The organism is Paenibacillus sp. J31P13, assembly GCF_056269295.1.
The window spans coordinates 278,331-297,630 of record NZ_JBWDNR010000003.1; the positions used below are offsets into that span (position 1 = coordinate 278,331).

At 43.0% G+C, this 19,300-nt stretch carries 18 protein-coding genes; 16 read left to right on the forward strand and 2 right to left on the reverse strand.

Features of this window, described 5'->3' with window-relative positions:
* Nucleotides 1–76 precede the first annotated feature (76 nt).
* From AC0YOD_RS12140 to AC0YOD_RS12165, 6 genes are all read left to right on the forward strand, one after another.
* Nucleotides 77–523, forward strand: a complete 447-nt coding sequence (locus AC0YOD_RS12140) for an SRPBCC family protein (protein WP_475799561.1) — start codon at nt 77–79, stop codon at nt 521–523.
* Between the two features lie 165 nt (nt 524–688).
* Nucleotides 689–1,462 carry a Cof-type HAD-IIB family hydrolase gene (locus AC0YOD_RS12145; protein ID WP_475799562.1) on the forward strand — a complete coding sequence of 258 codons (774 nt, stop codon included), beginning with the start codon at nt 689–691 and terminating at the stop codon, nt 1,460–1,462.
* A 125-nt stretch (nt 1,463–1,587) separates the two neighbouring features.
* Nucleotides 1,588–1,968, forward strand: coding sequence for a GNAT family N-acetyltransferase (locus AC0YOD_RS12150; RefSeq protein ID WP_475799563.1), 381 nt, complete (start codon nt 1,588–1,590; stop codon nt 1,966–1,968).
* Nucleotides 1,969–2,159: 191 nt separating this feature from the next.
* Nucleotides 2,160–2,372, forward strand: coding sequence for a TM2 domain-containing protein (locus AC0YOD_RS12155; RefSeq protein WP_475799564.1), 213 nt, complete (start codon nt 2,160–2,162; stop codon nt 2,370–2,372).
* Nucleotides 2,373–2,519: 147 nt separating this feature from the next.
* On the forward strand, nt 2,520–3,137 hold the full coding sequence (locus AC0YOD_RS12160) for a TVP38/TMEM64 family protein (RefSeq protein WP_475799565.1): 618 nt from the start codon (nt 2,520–2,522) through the stop codon (nt 3,135–3,137).
* Nucleotides 3,138–3,240: 103 nt separating this feature from the next.
* Nucleotides 3,241–4,047, forward strand: coding sequence for a protein-glutamine gamma-glutamyltransferase (locus tag AC0YOD_RS12165; protein WP_475799566.1), 807 nt, complete (start codon nt 3,241–3,243; stop codon nt 4,045–4,047).
* 70 nt (nt 4,048–4,117) lie between these two features.
* Here AC0YOD_RS12165 and AC0YOD_RS12170 read toward each other — a convergent pair whose 3' ends face one another.
* The gene (locus AC0YOD_RS12170) at nt 4,118–4,543 is read right to left on the reverse strand and encodes a DUF4395 domain-containing protein (protein WP_475799567.1); all 426 of its coding nucleotides are present in this window, start codon (nt 4,541–4,543) and stop codon (nt 4,118–4,120) included.
* A gap of 413 nt (nt 4,544–4,956) precedes the next feature.
* Between AC0YOD_RS12170 and AC0YOD_RS12175 the strand changes: the two genes are divergently transcribed.
* The 5 genes from AC0YOD_RS12175 (at nt 4,957) to AC0YOD_RS12195 (ending at nt 12,157) form a co-directional block, all read left to right on the forward strand.
* Entirely contained in the window at nt 4,957–6,720 is a 1,764-nt protein-coding gene (locus AC0YOD_RS12175) for a CHASE2 domain-containing protein (RefSeq protein WP_475799568.1), read from the forward strand.
* Nucleotides 6,717–9,245, forward strand: a complete 2,529-nt coding sequence (locus AC0YOD_RS12180; protein WP_475799569.1) for a FecR family protein — start codon at nt 6,717–6,719, stop codon at nt 9,243–9,245. Before AC0YOD_RS12175 ends, AC0YOD_RS12180 begins: the two co-directional genes overlap by 4 nt.
* A 30-nt stretch (nt 9,246–9,275) precedes the next feature.
* The gene (locus AC0YOD_RS12185; protein WP_475799570.1) at nt 9,276–10,739 is read left to right on the forward strand and encodes a stalk domain-containing protein; all 1,464 of its coding nucleotides are present in this window, start codon (nt 9,276–9,278) and stop codon (nt 10,737–10,739) included.
* A gap of 45 nt (nt 10,740–10,784) precedes the next feature.
* Nucleotides 10,785–11,606, forward strand: a complete 822-nt coding sequence (locus AC0YOD_RS12190; RefSeq protein WP_475799571.1) for a class I SAM-dependent methyltransferase — start codon at nt 10,785–10,787, stop codon at nt 11,604–11,606.
* A 320-nt stretch (nt 11,607–11,926) separates the two neighbouring features.
* Nucleotides 11,927–12,157 carry a DNA-binding protein gene (locus tag AC0YOD_RS12195; RefSeq protein ID WP_475799979.1) on the forward strand — a complete coding sequence of 77 codons (231 nt, stop codon included), beginning with the start codon at nt 11,927–11,929 and terminating at the stop codon, nt 12,155–12,157.
* A 466-nt stretch (nt 12,158–12,623) separates the two neighbouring features.
* Here the strand turns inward: AC0YOD_RS12195 and AC0YOD_RS12200 are convergent, their stop codons facing one another.
* On the reverse strand, nt 12,624–12,824 hold the full coding sequence (locus tag AC0YOD_RS12200; RefSeq protein ID WP_475799572.1) for a sporulation protein Cse60: 201 nt from the start codon (nt 12,822–12,824) through the stop codon (nt 12,624–12,626).
* A 411-nt stretch (nt 12,825–13,235) separates the two neighbouring features.
* Here AC0YOD_RS12200 and AC0YOD_RS12205 point away from each other — a divergent pair, with 411 nt between their 5' ends.
* From AC0YOD_RS12205 to AC0YOD_RS12225, 5 genes are all read left to right on the forward strand, one after another.
* Nucleotides 13,236–14,570, forward strand: a complete 1,335-nt coding sequence (locus AC0YOD_RS12205) for an asparaginase (RefSeq protein WP_475799573.1) — start codon at nt 13,236–13,238, stop codon at nt 14,568–14,570.
* Nucleotides 14,571–14,590: 20 nt separating this feature from the next.
* A complete protein-coding gene (locus AC0YOD_RS12210) occupies nt 14,591–16,417 on the forward strand; it encodes an asparaginase domain-containing protein (RefSeq protein WP_475799574.1) in 1,827 nt (608 codons plus the stop codon).
* Between the two features lie 167 nt (nt 16,418–16,584).
* Nucleotides 16,585–17,223 carry a TetR/AcrR family transcriptional regulator gene (locus AC0YOD_RS12215; protein WP_475799575.1) on the forward strand — a complete coding sequence of 213 codons (639 nt, stop codon included), beginning with the start codon at nt 16,585–16,587 and terminating at the stop codon, nt 17,221–17,223.
* Between the two features lie 191 nt (nt 17,224–17,414).
* Nucleotides 17,415–18,191, forward strand: coding sequence for an ABC transporter ATP-binding protein (locus tag AC0YOD_RS12220; protein ID WP_475799576.1), 777 nt, complete (start codon nt 17,415–17,417; stop codon nt 18,189–18,191).
* A 65-nt stretch (nt 18,192–18,256) separates the two neighbouring features.
* The gene (locus tag AC0YOD_RS12225) at nt 18,257–19,282 is read left to right on the forward strand and encodes an aliphatic sulfonate ABC transporter substrate-binding protein (RefSeq protein WP_475799577.1); all 1,026 of its coding nucleotides are present in this window, start codon (nt 18,257–18,259) and stop codon (nt 19,280–19,282) included.
* Nucleotides 19,283–19,300: the final 18 nt, after the last annotated feature.

Consider the following 19,300-nt stretch of genomic DNA (forward strand, 5'->3'; position numbering starts at 1 on the left):
CATTCATTTATCGTTATACTACAAAATGAAATGGTTTGAAACAAGTTCTTTATTCGGAGAAGGAGTGAATGACTTCATGTTTAGATATGAGTTTTATATCGGTGCCTCTCTTGAGGAGGTATGGGATGCATTTGTATCGCCGGAGGGAACACGCCAAACCTTTTTTGGCTGCGTGATTAACTCTACCTTTGAGGTGGGGGCACCCTACGCGTACGTTGGTCCTGGTGCCGATGGTGATGAGACCGTTCATATTTATGGTACGGTGTTAGCATTTGAACCGAATAAAAAAATTAGCTTTTTGGAGCATCCTGGACCAGCATACCGAGAGAACCATGCGGAACTGGAATCAAGAATTACATTGGAATTAGAAAAGATCGGTGAGACGACGAAATTCACGCTAATCAATGACCAATTCACAGAAAATCACCCATCGCTTGAAACGGTTGATAGTCAGTGGTGGATGATCCTTAGCAACCTGAAGACTTATATCGAAACGGGAAAAGGACTGGAATTTGGTTGGTAAGCAGGGGAAGAATAGAACAGGAGAAAAAGCATCAGCTGTTGCTGATGCTTTTTCGCGCGCATAAGGAGGACTATTAAGCATTTCTTTTCGAAGCATGTTTCTTTATACTGAATAGAAAAGGACAGACGGTATACGTCTGCGACTATGAATAGGAGCGAGAACAACATGAGCTACAAAATTGTTTTTTTTGACATAGACGGAACGTTAATCAATGAGCATAAGGAAATACCAGCGGATACGATTAAAGCGATTGCCGAGCTGAAGGAACGTGGTGTTGAGCCTGTTATAGCAACCGGCCGAGCACCTTATTTCATTAAGCCGCTTGCAGAAACACTAGGCATCGAATCCTTTGTTTGCTTGAACGGTGCGTACGCTGTCTATAAGGGAGAAGTGCTGTATAAGCGCGAGATCGAGAAGAGCAGGCTGGAAGCACTCGTAAAGGTTGCTGCTGAGCATGATCATGGTCTTGTTTTTGAAGGGGAGCATGCCTTCTTCTCCGATAAAGAAAATCATCCGTTCGTCATTGAATCGGTCAATTCTCTTAAGGTTGATCTGCCGGGCTACAATCCAGACTTCTGGAAAACAGATGGCATCTATCAGGTGTTTCTTCACTGTGAGAGCCATGATGAGCATTTATATGATGCGCTTCATACGGACTTGAAGCTTATTCGTTGGCATCCGCAAGCGATTGATGTGCTGCCCGCAGGTGGTTCAAAAGCTCAAGGCATTGGGGCTATGCTGGATAAGCTGGGCTTATCGACTGCGGACGCGGTTGCTTTTGGCGATGGCTTAAATGATAAAGAGATGCTTGAGTTAGTTGGTTTCGGGGTTGCAATGGGCAACTCTCATCCCGAGCTTATTCCTTTCGCTGATTATGTAACGTCTCATGTGGATGAGCAAGGTATACGGAACGGCTTAGTGAAAGCAGAGCTTCTGTAACCATAATAGCTGGAGTTAGACTTTTTATGCTTATAGCGCTTCATGATGCCTCCTTTGGGGTAATATATGATAGCTTGACCAATAGAAGGAAGCCAATGATTACTTTCTAGGAGGTGTAAGGCGCTATGAGTACAGAAAATGATCAGTACGAAAAAGTTGAGGAAGAGATTTTAGCGCAAAAGCAAGGAAACGGCTTTATTCTCACGACCTCGCAAGGTACGATTGGTGAAATCACCTATTCAATGGTTGATGTAGATACGTGGGCTATCGATCATACCTTTGTAGCCCCTCCCTATCGTGGAGGCAACTTAGCTCGTCAATTGTTGGATTTTGTTGTTGAAGAGGCCAGAGAGAATGGGAGAAAGATTATTCCCTCCTGCTCCTACGCGCTCGCGCAATTTAAGCGAAATCCGGAGTTTGCGGATGTTTGGGAGAAAACGACGGATGAATATTCCGATCCTTACAGCTCGAGCAGCACCGCGGCATCAAGAAATAAAATGCCATAAGCTTTCATCGAAAAAAGAAAGAATCGCAAACCAACGGTTTAGCGATTCTTTCTTTTTTTGGATCTAATAAATACGAGAGAAAAATATTTATAAAATATTGTCGAATTATGGATTAAAATGAATTGACCTCCAGTTGATCTGCTAATATACTATGAAGTGCATATTATACAATTGACTGTGGGGGAATCGTAATGGAAAAGAGTTCTAGATCTTATGTAGTAGCCATTTTGCTTTCATTTTTCTTGGGATCACTTGGCGTTCATCGCTTTTATGCTGGAAAAATCGGAACAGGTATTCTAATGTTAATTACATTAGGCTGTTTTGGAATATGGACATTAATTGATTTCATAATGATTATTGTAGGCAAGTTCAAAGATAGTGAAGGCCGCTACATAACATCATAGCACAAGCGTAAGAGCTCTCTGGAGCTCTTTTTTTATGCTTTCCTCCCTATTCTTCTTCTTCAAAACACTCCTATTAGTCGCCTAACCTAATTTAAGTTATGATAAACATGCCTAATGATTGTTAACGATGGTGTGGAGGAATCACGATTGAAAATTAAATATTTGCTTATCTTTTATGTATTGGCTGGCATTGTTTTTTTTATATACCGGAATGAGCTTTCGGATTGGATGCTAAATGAGCGGCCAGCGGTATGGATTATGTTTCTGTTGGCCGTATGCTTCATTTGTTTTCCTGTTGTGCCTTTCAAGCTGATAATCGGAATGATGGGTTTCATATACGGTCCTTTACTAGGCGCATTAATCAGTTGGCTTGCAGCATCACTGGCTTCTGTCATCTTGTTTCTGCTTGTGCGAAAATCTTTTCAAAAACAGGGTCGAGCCATGCTGGCGCGGTTCCCGCAAGTCGAGAAGCTAAGTATCATGCTGGAGAAAAAACCATTTATGACGCTTGTTCTCGTCCGCATGATTCCTATTTTTCCGCAGGCAGTCATCAATATTTATCCTGCTTTTCTATCTGTTCCGTTAATTACGTATGCCGTTGCGTCAGCGATTGGAAAAATCCCAGCCATGCTTGTTTTCTCCTTCTTGGGCAATTCTCTGTTTACTGACTGGAGAAATACACTGCTTGTTATTGGGATCTACGTATTTTTTCTAACTTTGACCTATATGGTCTATCGCCTATGGCTGAAGGAGAAATATGTATAAAGTTTAGCTAGCGAATGCTGGTTTCCGTTCAATCACTGCTCACCAAAAAAAGTTTCACACGTACAATAACCCATAAGAATATGTTCATGTGGAGGGAATCACGGTGATCCTTGTTGAAGGCAGCAATACGTTTGAGTTGAATCCGTTAACGTTGACAGAACTGGAGAGGCGAATCGTGCAGGATAAGCAAAAAAGTACGGTTACCTATCGCTACCCATCGGTGGAAGCCCTTGAATTTGAACTCAAAACGCGACTACACATTGTAGAGGCAGCTAAAGCGCTTTATGCGAGCGGAGTAAGCTTTGCCACCTTTGCGAAATCCAGATGCAATGAGGAGTATTGGATACGCGCGGATAATGGTGGTTTCCAGCTGAGGAGCGGCGTGCTTCCTTCTGTTGGGATTAATGATATTTTCGAAAATGGTCATTTATACGCCTTTGAATGCGCGGGGGCTATTATTATCATGCTTTATAAGGCGGTGTTGGATACAGTCGGCGATGCTGTTTTCAATACCTATTTCCAAGATCTCTTCTTGCGTGACTGGCAATATGATCGAGACCTGAGTCTCATCACTACGTTTAATAAAAACGAAGCTTATCCCGGTGATGTTCTTTATTTCAAAAATCCTGAGCATGATCCGGATACGCCGGAGTGGCAAGGCGAGAATGTTATCATGCTGGATAAGGATTTATATTTCGGACATGGTATCGGCATTGAATCCGGGGAGGATATTATTGCAGCGCTTAACCGAATGAGAAAAGAAGGCAGCACGATATCTGCTTATCTGCAGGATTTGGTTGTATTTCCGGATTTCGAGCATCTGAGGTTGCTGTCTGCACGAATTGAAGCGGAGGAAATAAGCCGTCGCAGGGAGAGGGAGGCGCTTCAGAATACAGTAATGTATGGATAGAATTCGAGTGGACACCTGGGGCTATATGCCCCCAGGTGTCTCTTTATTTTGGATGATTATATGCGCTGGTTTATGATCCTTTGCTGAGTCTTCTCGCACGAAATTGCTTGAACTGAAAGTACATAGTGCAGCCGATGCAGTAGCCGAGTATAGCAGCTAGTGCAGCACAGCCCATCATGCCTGCGAAGATGTAGCCAGCAACTGTCCAGCCGAGCGCAAGGCTGATAATAGAAAAGGTTAGAAAGCCTATGCCGAGTGAATTGTTAAAGCGCTGCAGCTCCGCTGCTTCAGTATGCTTGGAAGGGATAAAGCGTGTAAGAAAAGGGCGAGCGATTATAATAAACAGATTGGCTTTTGGACCAAATAAGAGTCCAATGACTTGAACGGCCCAAAGTGCTGCGATCAGCCAAGGTATTTGCAGAGAGATAGCTGTTATTAGTACGATCACGATACCGACCTGATTGCTGCGGACGTATGGAATCGGAATTTCCTTCATCAATAAAACCAACTTTCACTATTGGATTTGTATTATTTAATACTAGTGGATAATTAGGTATTTAGCAATGGGTAACATGACGATGGATAAGAAATGAAATGCAGTGGAGTTGAATGCTGATTTTAATGTGTTATTAGAAAATATGAGCTGAATAGATAATTTCCGACAGCTTACTATTTTTTCCGATTTTCATATATAATAGATTCATAAATAGGTAAATGTAACCATTGAAATAAAAGGTAGATTTAGAGATGAATCTGACAGAAATAGATACGTTTAAAGGGCACTCCAACAAGAAGCTTATGAAGCTGCTCGGCATGATGGAGAAGCGCCCTGTTGCTGCTGTGGCAGCGTTTAATTACGACTAACGGCAGACTTCGAGGTTCTGCAGTAAGAAAGCGGAGGCAGTTATTTTGAAAATAAAGCTTTGGCATATCATGATGCTTTTGACTGCTCTATCTATTTTCCTTATGTATAGAGGGACGTTGGATAAGATCGATTATTTTTTTCAGGATCGGTTTATGCAGAAGGAGTCCGCTGCTGACACCCGGATTGCCATTATCGCCATCGATGATGAGAGCTTGAATGATTTTGGAAGCTGGCCGTGGAATCGCAATGTGCATGCGCAATTAGTCGATACACTAGCTGCCGGCAACCCGGCTGTTATCGCATTTGACGTTACCTTTCCTGCTCCCTCGGCGGATGACACAGAGGCTGATCAAGCTCTTGTCGAAGCAGTAGCTAACGCGGGCAATGTGGTTATGCCGGTCTACGGGACATTCGCTTCTTCTGCGAAGAAGGGATCTATAGAGGCACTCGAGATGTCGGAGCCATTTCCGGCATTGAAGGAAGCAGCAGCAGCTGTCGGTCATATTAATACGATACCGGATCGAGATCGAGTCGTGCGCAACGCCTTGTATAGCTTTACAGATGAGGGGCAGCAGGTAGAGAGCTTCTCATGGGTCGTTTATAAAATGTTCATGGAGCGGTTAGGCGAGAGTGTAGATGCAGCTATGCTTCCACTTGATGACTTTGGTCGCTTCCATATCTCCTACACAGAAAAACCAGGTCAATATGAGGCCATTCCGTATGCCGCTGTATTGAACGGAGATGTGCCGGCTGATTATTTTAAAGATCGAATTGTGTTGATAGGTCCTTATGCAACCGGCTTCAAAGATGATTATTTGACTCCGCTGCAAGTGAAAAGCGTTATGTATGGTGTGGAAATCCACGCGAATATTATACAAGCTTTATTAGATAAGGATATGAAGCAAACGCTGGATTGGAAATGGGATGCACTTATATTATTACTCGCAGCTGCAATTTCTTACTTCCTATTTCGAAAATGGAATATGGTGATTTCGTTCTTATCCGTAGCTGTAATGGTCGTGATTTTTGTCTTTGGCAGCGGCTATTTATATGCTCAAGGCATGATTATGTCGATTGGCTATGTCGTTCCTCTGCTAGTAGTTAGTTGTATTGTTGTCGTTGGCTTTCATTATGTAGAGGAGCTGTTTGAGAGGCGCAGGGTGACGGATATATTCGGCAGGTATGTAGCGCCAGAGGTGGTTAATCAAATTTTGAAAAATGGCGAGGAAGGCTTGAAGCTTGGCGGAACACGCCGAGAGCTAACGGTGCTGTTTGTCGATATTCGTGGCTTTACACCGCTGTCTGAGCGGGCTGAGCCGGAGGAAATCGTTGAAATATTAAATGAATATTTGGATTTAGCTGCTAATTGCATCTTTAAATTTGACGGAACACTAGACAAATTTATTGGGGATGCGGCTATGGCTATTTTTAACGCACCGCTGCTCCTAGAGGATCATCCTATGCGGGCTGTGGAAGCAGCTTGGGCTATGAAGGAGGGCTCGGCGGATTTGGAAAGAAAGCTGATCGAAAGATTTGGCTTTGGCGTTAAATTCGGTCTAGGCATACATACGGGTCCGGCGGTTTTCGGCAATATCGGCTCCAAGAGCAGAATGGACTACACCGCAATCGGCGACACCGTTAACACAGCAGCTCGCCTGGAGAGCAATGCGAAGCCGGGACAAATTATCATTAGCGATGCTGTTTATACATACGTGAAGGACCGCATACATGCCAAAGACTTAGGTGAAATCAAAGTAAAAGGCAAGGAGCAAGGAATTACGATATATGAATTGGAGGGATTAAAGTGAAGACCGTAAAGCTATTATTTATTTGTTTATTAGTTTTAGCGATCACAATGCCTACTTCTGTATTTGCGAAAGACACGGTCAAGGCCGGTAAGATAACGAGTGTCTCTGGAAAGGCTGAAGTGAAAAAAAGCGGAGGCTCCAAAAAATTCAATGCGTTTAAAGGGATGGCGATTACGCAAGGCGATACGATTATTACGGGCTCAGATGGTAAAATAGCGCTGGATTTGGATAGTGATAAAGAGGTTACGATTGGCTCGGATACGACGCTTGTTATAAGTGAACTCGTAAAGAGCGCTAAAGCTTTAGGTGGCAAAACAAGCTTAAGTCTTTTGAAGGGCAAGGTTGTCGTCAAAATAAAGAAGAAGTTGGATGGCGATTCCCGGTTTGAAATTGAAACACCAACCGCGATTATGGGTGTTATGGGTACGCAATTTGTAGTGCAATACAATCCTAATGATTCCAGCTCCTATTTAGCTGTATTTGAAGGAGCTGTCCATGCTCATCAAGAAGGACAACCTTCCTCACGAGATGTGGTCGTTTATCCATCACAGCAGCTTTTAATTAATCAGTTGGGATCAGCGGCAGTAGATGAACTTAAACTATCTGATTTACCTCTTATTGGCTTGGAGCATAATTTAGACCTAATCAGTAAATTACCGAAGCCTGATCAAGCCAAAATGGATGAGATCAAACAATTAATTGAAAAGAAGAAGCGAGAGGAATTAGCGGCGGCTATTCTCAATAATAAGCCAAAAGCAACGCCTACTATTGTCTATGAAGATACAGGGAGCGGAAATGGAACGGGACCGGTGATTACACCGACGCCGACAATAACGCCGACGGAAGCGCCAACACCAACACCAACATCAACAATAGCGCCGACAGAAGCGCCTACACCGACGCCGACAATAGCACCAACGGAAGCGCCAACGCCGACGTCAACAATAGCGCCGACAGAAGCGCCGACACCGACGCCGACAATAGCACCAACGGAAGCGCCAACGCCGACGCCAACAATAGCGCCGACAGAAGCGCCGACACCGACACCAACAATAGCGCCGACGGAAGCGCCAATACCAGTACCGCCTGTTTTAAATACAAATGAGTTTTTTAGAGACCTCTATACGCACATGACCAGCGATAAAACATTTATTTTGCCTTTTACGACTAAGTTGGCTCCTTTAGATACAGAAAAGTTGATCATTAAGTTTGAAAGTGCTGTGGGTTCTGATGGATATGAAGAAAAAGAAGTGAAAAGTGTTTCCATTGATCCAACGAATGAGAAGCGGCTATACATTACTTTATCGGATGGCGTAGAATACCAGTCGAAAAATCGTATTACAGTACTTGGCGGCGGACTGAAAAACGGGGATACTGGCGATATTCAATATGAAGATCAAGTCACAGCCAACATGGAATTCGAGGGAGGGTTTATATTTAAACTTCCTGAGCAATCCTATTCTTTGAGTTATGCCTATGGAGGGGATAGGTCGGGGGATATGGCATTTGCATTTAAAACATTAGGCTATCAATATACTCATCTAGATGATAATGGGATTATTGTTCCGAATGTACAAATTAAAAAGATATGTCCTCAAAATATAGATGTTGAAAACTGTAATCCTGAAAACGATGTGGAATGGGATGATCTATTCTATTACATGTACACCTTCAATTCGAAACATGAGTTGAAGATAACGCTGCTAGGAAATTTCTTTAGTGATCCTAGTATTGATCCAGCTCTATATCAATTGTCTTTTACACTTACGAATGATCGTGGTGAAGAGATTCCGGTAGTTATGAACATTGATGTATCGGTAAAGTATCCGGTCGATGAGATATATATGCAAAATGATAAAACCATTATTATGTCATTTGATTCTTCTCTAGTCGTCTCTTCTGAAATATCTGAGTTAGAGTTGAAAGAATTCATTAATGTTGAGTATTGGTCAGAAGCTTGCTATGACTGTGTTATTCCTGACATCGAGAGTGCGGAAATTGAAGGAAATCGACTAATTGTTACGTTAACAGATCCAATTGATTATGGTTCAACCCTATCTGTCACAGTAAGATCAAATGTACTGAAAAACACGTCAACAAATGAAATGATTTCAGCCGAACTGAAGTTGATCTATAGATTTAAAGCCGGTCTAATTCCTCCGTCTGATTATGAAGTTGTGTTTGCACAAAGTGAGCAGCCAGTTGAGGTTGAGGGAACAGGGATTGATTTAGGATTATATACAGCTGGCTACGATATCGGGTATATAACTTTTTTCTGTAATGATGAGGAAGAGCAAGAATGCACGAATATTGAACTTCCCTATCTCGGTGAAGGTGTGTATATACTATCTGAGCCTGTAAACGAGGAAAATTATTATAGAAACTTAAGGCTTCTCCATTCCTTTTTTCTTGATCCTGCTAGAATAAAGCCTGGCAATTATACACTTAGTATTCCCATCACGAAGAATGACGAAGGAATTGACAGTCTTTATATTACGATTAGAATTCTTCCCCCGCGTGTTTAATCTATCATAGAACGAAAGGAGTTAACGATCATGAACAATAATCTTAAAATATTTACAGTAGGAGCAGCGCTTATCACGGCACTTACTGCATCGAATATGAGTGTGCTCGCTGCAACCGAAAATATCGCAGTTGCAGCTGATACTGCTGCTTCTAACGCCGCTTATTTCATTGAAAATATAAATCAGCCATGGGGACTGGCTGCTGCACCAAATGGCAGCATTGTAGTCGTCAGTTCAGGTGACAATCAGATCAGCAGCTGGAAAAATGGAATCCTCTCCCCCATAACCACTCAAACGAATGATGGATATTTAGATGCGACAACGACGACGTCTACCTTTTATCAACCTACCTATACAGCTGTGAACAGCAAGGGAATTATTTATGTTAGTGATAGTGAAAATCATGTCGTCCGCAAAATTGTGAATGATAAAGTATACACAGCAGCGGGTAACGGAGTGGCAGGTTTTAAAGATGGCAAGTTTGGAGAAGCGCAGTTCAACTCTCCAGCGGGCTTGGCGGTAGATGCTGATGACAACATATATGTCGCAGACTCTCTTAATCATGTCATTCGTAAAATAACACCGGATGGTGTAACGTCCACTGTCGCGGGCATCACAAGTGACTTGGGCGGCTACAAGGACGGCGGTGCCGCAGAAGCTGTTTTTAACGAACCGATGGGCATTATTTTTGATGAAAAAGGCGGCTTATATATTGCCGATAGCGGCAATCATTTGATTCGATACCTTTATAAAGGTGTCGTCTCTACAGTGGCAGGCAAGCCAACTGTTAAGGATGCTCAAACCGGTTATATGATAGGCGGTTATGCCAATGGCTCGAGTGGAGAAGCTCGATTTAATCGACCTCGCGGATTGGCTTATACAGATGGTGTATTGTTTATTGCGGACAGTCTCAATAATCGAATTCGTGCATTGCAAACAAGCGGCAAGGTGATAACGGTTGCGGGACAGAGTACGCCGGGCAATAGGGTGGGGACGCTAGAGGAAGCTCAATTCAGCCAACCATCATCCTTGCTGTATAAGACAGGCAAGCTATATGTATCAGACACATTAAACAACAGTGTTAAGGTATTGGATCTAGATTCTAAATCGCTTAAAGCGATTGTGACCAAAGAGGATTTGCTTGCAGGGACTGAGCTTGCTGCTCCAAGTAAAGAAACGCAAGTGTGGTTGGATGGCAAGCCATTGAAGTTCTCGACAACTCAGAAGCCCTATAAGAGTGGAGACAAAACGTATTTGCCTGTCAGGGATGTGTTTCTAGCATGGGGAGCAAGTGTGAAATGGCAAGCAGCAACGAAGGAAGTTCATTTGGCAAAAGGCGACTGGAAGCTTGTGTTGAAGGCTAATGCGAAACGCACAGTTGTGCTTGTGAATGGCTCCATCTACGTAGATGCTAGCTATTTAGAAGATGCTGCGTCCTTTATTATTGCTCAAGACGAGGAATATAATGCTATAGTTATAGAGAGCGGTTCATAACGCATAACGATTCAATCCATATGGAACGGAATTGGAGGCTGAAAAATGAGCACAGGAAATCATTTGCAAAACAACATCGACCGTTTTTCTGGTTATCAAAATCAATATGATCAAAATAGACCTCAAGCGCCATTTACTGTTGTTGATCTATTGAGCAATTATCTTGGTCATAAGCCGAAGCTTGTCATTGATGTCGGCTGCGGTACAGGGCTGTCCACCTTCGTATGGAAGGAAAGCGCGGATCGAATTATAGGATTTGAGCCTAATGATGATATGCGCAGCAAAGCGCTTGAGCATCTAGATAGACTGTCGGATAAAGATCATATTGCCTTTGTGAGGGGCTTTTCTGATCAGCTGGAGCTAGAATCTGGTTCCGTTGATATTGTAACGTGCTCGCAGTCGTTCCATTGGATGGAGCCGACTAGCACGCTTAACGAATTCGCTCGTGTGTTGAAGGATGGAGGTATCTTCGCTGCTTATGACTGCGATTGGCCGCCGACACTGCACTGGGAGATCGAGGCAGCTTATGACGAGCTGCTTAAGAAATCAGAAGCGCTTATTGCTAAATATGTGGCGGAAGAAGATCGAGCTGTTAAGCGAGACAAAGAGCAGCATCTGAAGCAAATAAGAGACAGTAACTTATTTCGCTATTCGAGGGAGATTGTCTTTCATAACATGGAGTCTTGTGATGCGCAGAGGTATATAGGGCTGGCTGTTAGTCAAGGCGGTGTGCAAGCTGTATTTAAGCTTGGTTCAAATGAGCTTGATGAGCCGCTTCAGCAGTTCCGCAGCGTTGTAGAGCGTTACTTTGCAGGTCGTTCGTTGCATGTGATGTTCAATTATCGAATGCGATTAGGCGTGAAGTAAGGCAGTGTAATCATATATAAATCATTTGTATAACATATTGGAGTCCAAACAGGGTTAACCCATTGTATTGAACGGGGGTTAACCCTGTTTGATTCCTGATTGTGAATACGAATGCCCATTGAGACACATATTAAGAACCCGAGCTGATTTTGACATCATCATTAACAGCAGAATCGCTTGGAAGCTTGTTTTTTTAGATTAATTTTAAGAAATGCTCCTTGATTTATCGGATGTACAAACATTCTTATGCATTTGGTGGTATAATAAAGGAATAACAACAATATAGATCAATGGTTGAGATGAAGAAGGGTTGCGGGTATATGTTTGTATCTGAGGACTGGAATCAGAAAGTAAAGAAAACGTTTAATGCGACAAGCAATGAAGAGGTATTAACGATTTCTGAAGCGGGAGAGTTATTTGGTTTGTCTAAAGACCAAATGAAGGTTTATGTGGATAAAAATAAGCTTACCAAGGTGCCTATTTTGAGAAATGTACACCGCTATCTTTTGTTGAAGAGTGAAATAGATGCCATTCTTTTGGCTAAGAAATAACATTACAAATAAATCTAAACACAAGGACGCCCCGACATTTGGTCGGCAGGCGTCTTATTTGTTTCTCATCAAAAAATAAAATAAGCAAGCGATATTCGCCGAGCAGACGAAAACAGCTTGCTTATTCGAAAATATATAAAGGAGTGGAAAGGGAGGCTACGGTTTCGTGAATATTCCGCTTTTTAACATATACAATCGATCATGTGATATTAATTTCATAGTAACCTCCATGTATGATAGGTAGTTACGGCAACAGATGATTTATTGAAATTACTTAAATAGCAAATAGGCCGCATAACCTATACCCATTACAATCAAGCAAACGCTTGCGGTATATGAAATGATTTTAAAAAGCAATTCATAACCATCCGTTTTATTACCTCGATTGTCCCTTGTCACTTTCCCCTTCGTCACAGGCGTTTTACCTTGGTTTTGACGGGGCTTGTTGATGGGGGATCACCTACTTTTATTTATTATTTTCCACACTTTGCTTGTAAACGACTAAGATCGTGCTTCTTTGATAGGCGTTTCCTGATGTGGCGGTTTTTATCATAGAGCCATAGCAGATGTTAATAACCTGCTCGTCCTGTAGCTCAGCGAGAAACTCATTCGCTCTTTTTTCTGCAAATACAGTATCTGTGTCAATGAATTCTTTGACTTGTATCATGGTGCTCACCCCCCGTATTAAATATAGGGAGAGGCACTCCGCGATGCCGCGAAATGCCTGCTCAAACACCACCATAGCATTGCATGTAAGGGGTGTCAACCTGCCCTGAAAAAGCATTTGAAAAGATCCAGGAAGGAAATAAAAAATATACAAAATATGTAATAACATTGGACACGGTCAGCTATGTAAATACACATATAAAAAAGGTATGTACTCGTTTTTTGTTAATGTTATATAACCTGACATGAATAAAGTTAATTTAACGAGGTAGTAATTGATATTTCTAGAAAAAACGAGCATTTATATGATGTATACGTTATTTTGAGTGAATTTGAGTTTGTAAACTATTCTGACATGAAATACAATTTTGTTATAAATAGAGAATTGTATAACATGGGAGGAATATTAAACATGACACAAATGACGAAGCAAGCACTATCTAAGAAAGTTCTCATTCCACTTTTGGTACTCTCTCTTTTGGCAGCGATGATAGGAGTGTTAGCGAAATCGGATCTTGTTCGAGCTGAAGGAGCTCCTGTACTTCCAACCTTTGCTATTCCAGCACTATCCGCTGAGCATAAGGCATCCACTCTTCCGAATGTTATCGTAGTCGCAACCGGTGGAACACTTGCAGGCGCTGCAAGAAACGGTGATAAAACGAATTTTCAAAGCTATGCCGCTGGAACATATACAATGGAAAAGCTAGTATCGGAATTGCCGATACATAAAACGGCTGATGTAGCTACATATCAGTTTGGCAACAAAGGCTCAGGCGGGTACAGTATTAAAGATCTTTATGACCTTTCACTGGCTGTTGATGAGGCGTTGAAAATATATGACAGCGCAGTTGTAACGACAGGAACAGACACAATGGAGGAAATTGCGTACTTTCTTGATTTGACTGTTCGTAGTGAAAAGCCGGTTGTAGTTACAGGTGCGATGAGACCGTGGGATGTTATCGGTACTGACGGTCCTGCCAACCTCTATCAAGCTATTAAAGTAGCAAGCAGCAACAAAACAAAATGGTTTGGTTCAGTAGTTATGCTTAACGATACGATTTATGCAGCTCGTGAAGTAACAAAAACGAACTCGCATCGTATGGATACATTTGATTCACCAATGTTTGGAGCACTTGGTTATGTAGATGATCCAGCTGTACGCATTTACCGTGCACCAGCAAGAGCTGCAAAAGCGGGAACAGCTGCTTGGGCATCACCATTTGATCTTAAAACGATTTCCAAAGACAGTCTTCCTATCGTGGAGATTGCGTACAGCTACCAAGAAGCTGGCGGCGGTGCCATTCGTGGTTTTGTAGCAGATGGAGCCAAAGGCATTGTAACAGCAGGAACAGGGGCGGGCGGGATATCCTCAGCGCTAAGTGCTGCACGTTCAACAGCGATTAAAGAAAATGGTGTGGTATTCGTATCAACGACAAGAACAGGTTCTGGTTCTATTTATGATAGCGGAAGCGGAAGCACAATTGGCGGTGACAACTTGAATGCGGCTCATGCCCGCATGATGTTGTTGCTTTCCCTAGCATTTACTGATGATGTAAGTAAAATTAGAAACTGGTTTACAACTTTCGGTACACAGGATGTAGAGATCTCAGTAGATGAAAACACAGTCGTGACTACATCTGTGGAGGAAGTTGAGGTAGAGCCAGTTGTAACGGAGCCTGCCCCTGAAGCAACAGAAGTGCCGATTGTAACCGAGCCAACGTCTGAAGAAGTCTTGGTGACGCCGTAACGGCTGGGAGGTAGATACTTATGATCATGCAAAGCAATAATAAGATGGGGCAAAGAATTCTTGCTCCTTTACTAGCAGTAGCGCTTCTTTGCACCCTCTGGACTGGCTATTCCAGTTCAGTACGTGCAGAGACGACACTGCCGCAGCTGCCGACCTTTAACATTCCTGCTTTGTCTCAAGAGCATATTGCATCTCCGCTTCCTAATGTCTTGGTAGTAGCAACTGGGGGAACGCTTGCGGGTGCCGCTTCAAAAGGAGACAAAACTAGTTTTCAAAGCTATTCCGCAGGAACGTATAAAATGGCGGACATGGTAGCTTCCTTGCCTACCCATAAGACGGCGGATGTATCTACGTATCAATTCGGAAATAAAGGATCGTCCGGCTATTCCATGCAGGATCTATATGATCTATCACTCGCTGTGGATACAGCGCTTGAAATCTATGATAGTGTTGTCGTCACAACGGGAACGGATACAATGGAGGAAATTGCTTATTTTCTCGATTTGACTGTTCAAAGTGAGAAGCCGGTAGTGGTTACCGGGGCGATGAGACCATGGGATGTTATTGGTACAGATGGTCCTGCTAATCTTTATCAAGCGATTAAGGTAGCAAGCAGCAACAAAACAAAATGGTTTGGTACGGTTGTTATGCTTAATGATGTTATTCATGGAGCTCGCGAAGTAACGAAATCTAATTCACATCGTATGGATACCTTTGAGACGCCGATGTTTGGTGCGCTCGGCTATGTTGATGATCCAGCGGTTCGCATTTACCGTCTTAATGCAAGAGCTCTAAAAGCAGGTCAAGCGGATTGGAAGACGCCGTTTAATTTGAAAACTATTTCAAAGACTCAAATGCCAAAAGTAGAGATTGCCTATAGCTATCAAGAGGCTGGCGGAGGCGCTATTCGTGTCTTGGTAGAGGAGGGGGCAAAAGGAATCGTCACAGCTGGTACCGGTGCAGCAGGTATTTCGTCGAAAATGAGCGCAGCGCGATCAGCGGCCATTAAGGATCACGGTGTTATATTTGTATCGACAACGAGAACAGGCTCAGGTACGATTGCTGGCAGCAGCAACGGCATTATTGCCGGAGACAATCTTAATGCGCAGCATGCACGTATTATGCTGATGTTGTCGCTCGCATTTTCCAATGATTTTAATACGATTAAAGGTTGGTTTGAGACAGTTGGCACGCAGGATATTACTGTAGAAGGTCCGGTTGTGCCTGAAGTACCAAGTGTTCCAGGTGAACCTAGCGTGCCTAGCGTGCCAGAAACGCCAACTGAAGAGGTTAACCCTCCAGTAGGTGGTACTGAATCATTTGCGGATACAAAAAACCACTGGGCTGAAGCTGAAATTAATGAAGCTGTTGCAGCTGGTATTGTGAAAGGATATCCGGATGGAACATTTAAACCGAATAATACCGTATCACGTGCTGAGTTCGCTGTAATCTTGATTAGAGCATTGAAGGATGAGAGTGAAGGGGCTTCGCTAGCCTTTGGAGACAATGCTAAGATAGCGGCTTGGGCTGAGGAAGCTATCGCCCGTGCAATTAAAGCGGGAATTGTTACAGGCTACCCGGATGGTACATTCCGTCCAAGTGCTAACATTTCTCGCACCGAAATGGTAGCGATGATTGCGAAAGCAATCGGATTGACTGTGGAGACTGGTGCAGAAACTAGCTTTGCTGATAACGGGGATATTCCTGTTTGGGCAAGGGGTGCTGTGAAGGCTGTCTTCGAGAAGGGTCTGATTCAAGGCCGCACTGGCAACGAGTTCGCGCCAAATGAGACTGCAACGCGTGCGGAAGCCGTTACAGTGATCAGTAAGATGTTGAAGGTTAAATAAGTTGCAAGGTAGATAAAACAGGAGTTATTCCTGCAGTGTTTTCCAAACTGCTGGGATAGCTCCTTTTTTTTGTATTTATTCGAAATCGCTGCAAAACCGTTTTCCATGTATAATGGCAGAATGTGAGAGATACATAGACCAGCAGTTATGCATAAGGAGGAACAGGCTTGTCACCAAGAAATGTAGAGAAAGATAAACAAATGCGTCAGCAGCGTATGCAGCACATACTCGACAGTGCACTGAAGGTCATGGCGATTAATGGTTTTCAATTAACGAGCATTCAAGATATTGCGAACGAAGCGGGAGTCAGTGTTGGCAATGTCTATCATTATTATGCATCGAAGGAAGAGATATTTAACGAGGTACTGCGCTCAGGACAGACCAATTATGGGATGTATGTTACAGAAGTTGCAGCAATGAAAGGGAGTCCGATTAGTAAGCTTCGAATTATTCTCTCATCCTGGCTGTCAGCGCACTCCAATTGGGCTTTTACGATTCTCATGCACACGGCAAGGTTATCAGAATCTACGCCGCCGGATATCAAAAGACTCGTGACGGAGCGTTTCACCGCCAACTTAGCCCCTGTGGCAGACATTATGAGAGAGGGTATTGCTGACGGTAAAATCGTTGATGAAGATCCGCTCCAGCTTGCTTTTTATTTTGTGAGTCTTATTCAAGGTCTGACGCTGCAGCGTCCACCCCATTATGAGGTGCCAGTGGAGATGAGTGTGGAAGCCATAATACGGCTTTTTGAGGTTAAGGGAATCGATGAATTGACTTTGAAAAAAAAGATTGACAAAGATTAGCTGATGTTGCAAAATAAGCAACATAACAAACCGAACTCATATTCAAATTGTGAAATATGTAATCTTATAACCAAATCGACCAGACCACTGGAGATTTAACGTTCGTACCTTTTACGCGTTAAGTCTTTTTATTTTACCATAAATCCGAGTAAACAGGTATTAATAATATGTTTGTAGAGGGGGAAAGGCAAATGGCTGCAGAAATGCTCGTTGTTCAAGAGCTTAATAAGACGTTTGCTACACCGTCAGGCGATGTAATTGCGTTAAATCGTATTGGGCTTCAGGTGAAACAAGGTGAATTTATTACCATTATCGGGCCGAGCGGCTGTGGCAAGAGTACGTTGCTTAAAATCGTGGCAGGACTAGATACCCGCTATGAAGGAACAGTCTTGCTGAATGGTAAGCCGATCGAGGGACCTAGTATAGAAAAAGGATTTATTTTTCAAGAGCCGCGATTGTTTCCTTGGTTAACGGTGGAGAAAAATATTGCCGCTAATCTATCGCTTCGCAAACCCGAGGTTCGTAAACGAGTGGATGAGCTAATTGAGCTGGTTCGATTGAAAGGGTTCGAGAACGCTTATCCAAGGGAGTTGTCAGGGGGAATGGCGCAGCGGGTAGCTATAGCAAGAGCATTGCTTCGCAGCCCTGATATTCTATTGCTTGATGAGCCTTTTGGGGCGCTTGATGCCTTTACGAGGTCGCATATGCAAGAGGTTCTTCTCGATATTTGGCAGAAGAATCGGACGACGATGCTATTCGTCACACATGACTTAGATGAAGCTGTATTTTTGGGAGAACGGGTCGTAATTATGAATCCTCGTCCCGGGCATATTCGAAATATTTTACCGATTGATCTTCCCTATCCACGAAAGAGAGCTGGGCATTCTTTTCAAGAGCTGCGGCATAAGGTGCTTAATGAATTCGAGAAGGTCGAAGGGCCCCATGTGGATGAAGGTGCAGGTATTTAACGGAGAAATACAGCATTAGTGGAACTGAAATGAAAAATAAAAAGATCAATAGGGAGAGATTAGGGATGAGAAATTTACGATGGCTTACGGCAGCTATTTTGATATTAGCGGTGTTTATAAGCGGATGCGCGGCTTCCGGCAATGGAAAGGCAGAGAATGAGAAATCAGGCAATTCGGGCGGAGATAATGCAAAAAAATATGACGGACTTACCATTACAATCGGCTATCAGGGCAGTGGGGGATTGATGGGTAAAGCGATTGAAGAAAAATGGTTTGACGATGAATTCGGCAAGCTTGGCGTGAAAGTGGAGTATGCAGAATTCCAAAGCGGACCGCCTATGACGGAAGCGATCGCATCTAATCGTCTGGATTTTGCAGGGCTTGGCAATATGCCAATTATTGCGGCGCAAGCTGCTGACATTAAATTTAAAGTAATCTCTCAAGCGTTAAGCGGTAAAAACAATGTTGCCATTATCATTCCAAAGAACAGCACCATCGCATCGGTTAAAGATCTCAAAGGGAAGAAGGTTGCGGTTGCCAAAGGCAGCAATGCCTATAACTTCTTGTATCGCGGCCTGGATCAAGCGGGACTGAAATCATCGGATTTGGAAATTATTCAGCTTCAACCGGATGAAGCGCAGCCTGCTTTTGAATCAGGGAAAGTCGATGCATGGGCAACTTGGGATCCTAACATCACGCTTAACACGCTTCAGGATAAAGCGAAAGTGTTGGCTGACGGTGAACAGTTAGGCGTTTTATCTCCATCCTTTAACATTGTGAGGAAGAAAATAGCTGATGATTATCCTGAGCTTGTTACGCTTTATTTGAAAGTATGGAACAAAACGCTAGCTTGGGAAAATGACAACTATGATGAATCGGTTGAGCGCTATGCGAAGGAAAGAAATGTTCCAGCTCCTCTTATTAGAGCGATTTCGGATCGCTCGAAAGCAATTAGCATTCCTGTAAGTGACGAGATTATTGCTGAGCAGCAAAAAACAGCAGACTTCCAATACGAAATAAAAACCATTCGCAAGAAAATTGATGTATCTGAAGTGTTTGATAACCAATTCATAGAAGAAGCGTTGAAATAACACAGAGATCTAAAGGGA

Coding starts and splice junctions, on each gene's coding strand:
- AC0YOD_RS12195 (WP_475799979.1), top strand. CDS start 11,927: ATGTTTGTATCTGAGGACTGGAATCAGAAAGTAAAGAAAACGTTTAAT.
- AC0YOD_RS12200 (WP_475799572.1), bottom strand. CDS start 12,824: ATGATACAAGTCAAAGAATTCATTGACACAGATACTGTATTTGCAGAA.
- AC0YOD_RS12210 (WP_475799574.1), top strand. CDS start 14,591: ATGATCATGCAAAGCAATAATAAGATGGGGCAAAGAATTCTTGCTCCT.
- AC0YOD_RS12140 (WP_475799561.1), top strand. CDS start 77: ATGTTTAGATATGAGTTTTATATCGGTGCCTCTCTTGAGGAGGTATGG.
- AC0YOD_RS12225 (WP_475799577.1), top strand. CDS start 18,257: ATGAGAAATTTACGATGGCTTACGGCAGCTATTTTGATATTAGCGGTG.
- AC0YOD_RS12185 (WP_475799570.1), top strand. CDS start 9,276: ATGAACAATAATCTTAAAATATTTACAGTAGGAGCAGCGCTTATCACG.
- AC0YOD_RS12220 (WP_475799576.1), top strand. CDS start 17,415: ATGGCTGCAGAAATGCTCGTTGTTCAAGAGCTTAATAAGACGTTTGCT.
- AC0YOD_RS12170 (WP_475799567.1), bottom strand. CDS start 4,543: ATGAAGGAAATTCCGATTCCATACGTCCGCAGCAATCAGGTCGGTATC.
- AC0YOD_RS12205 (WP_475799573.1), top strand. CDS start 13,236: ATGACACAAATGACGAAGCAAGCACTATCTAAGAAAGTTCTCATTCCA.
- AC0YOD_RS12145 (WP_475799562.1), top strand. CDS start 689: ATGAGCTACAAAATTGTTTTTTTTGACATAGACGGAACGTTAATCAAT.
- AC0YOD_RS12155 (WP_475799564.1), top strand. CDS start 2,160: ATGGAAAAGAGTTCTAGATCTTATGTAGTAGCCATTTTGCTTTCATTT.
- AC0YOD_RS12190 (WP_475799571.1), top strand. CDS start 10,785: ATGAGCACAGGAAATCATTTGCAAAACAACATCGACCGTTTTTCTGGT.
- AC0YOD_RS12150 (WP_475799563.1), top strand. CDS start 1,588: ATGAGTACAGAAAATGATCAGTACGAAAAAGTTGAGGAAGAGATTTTA.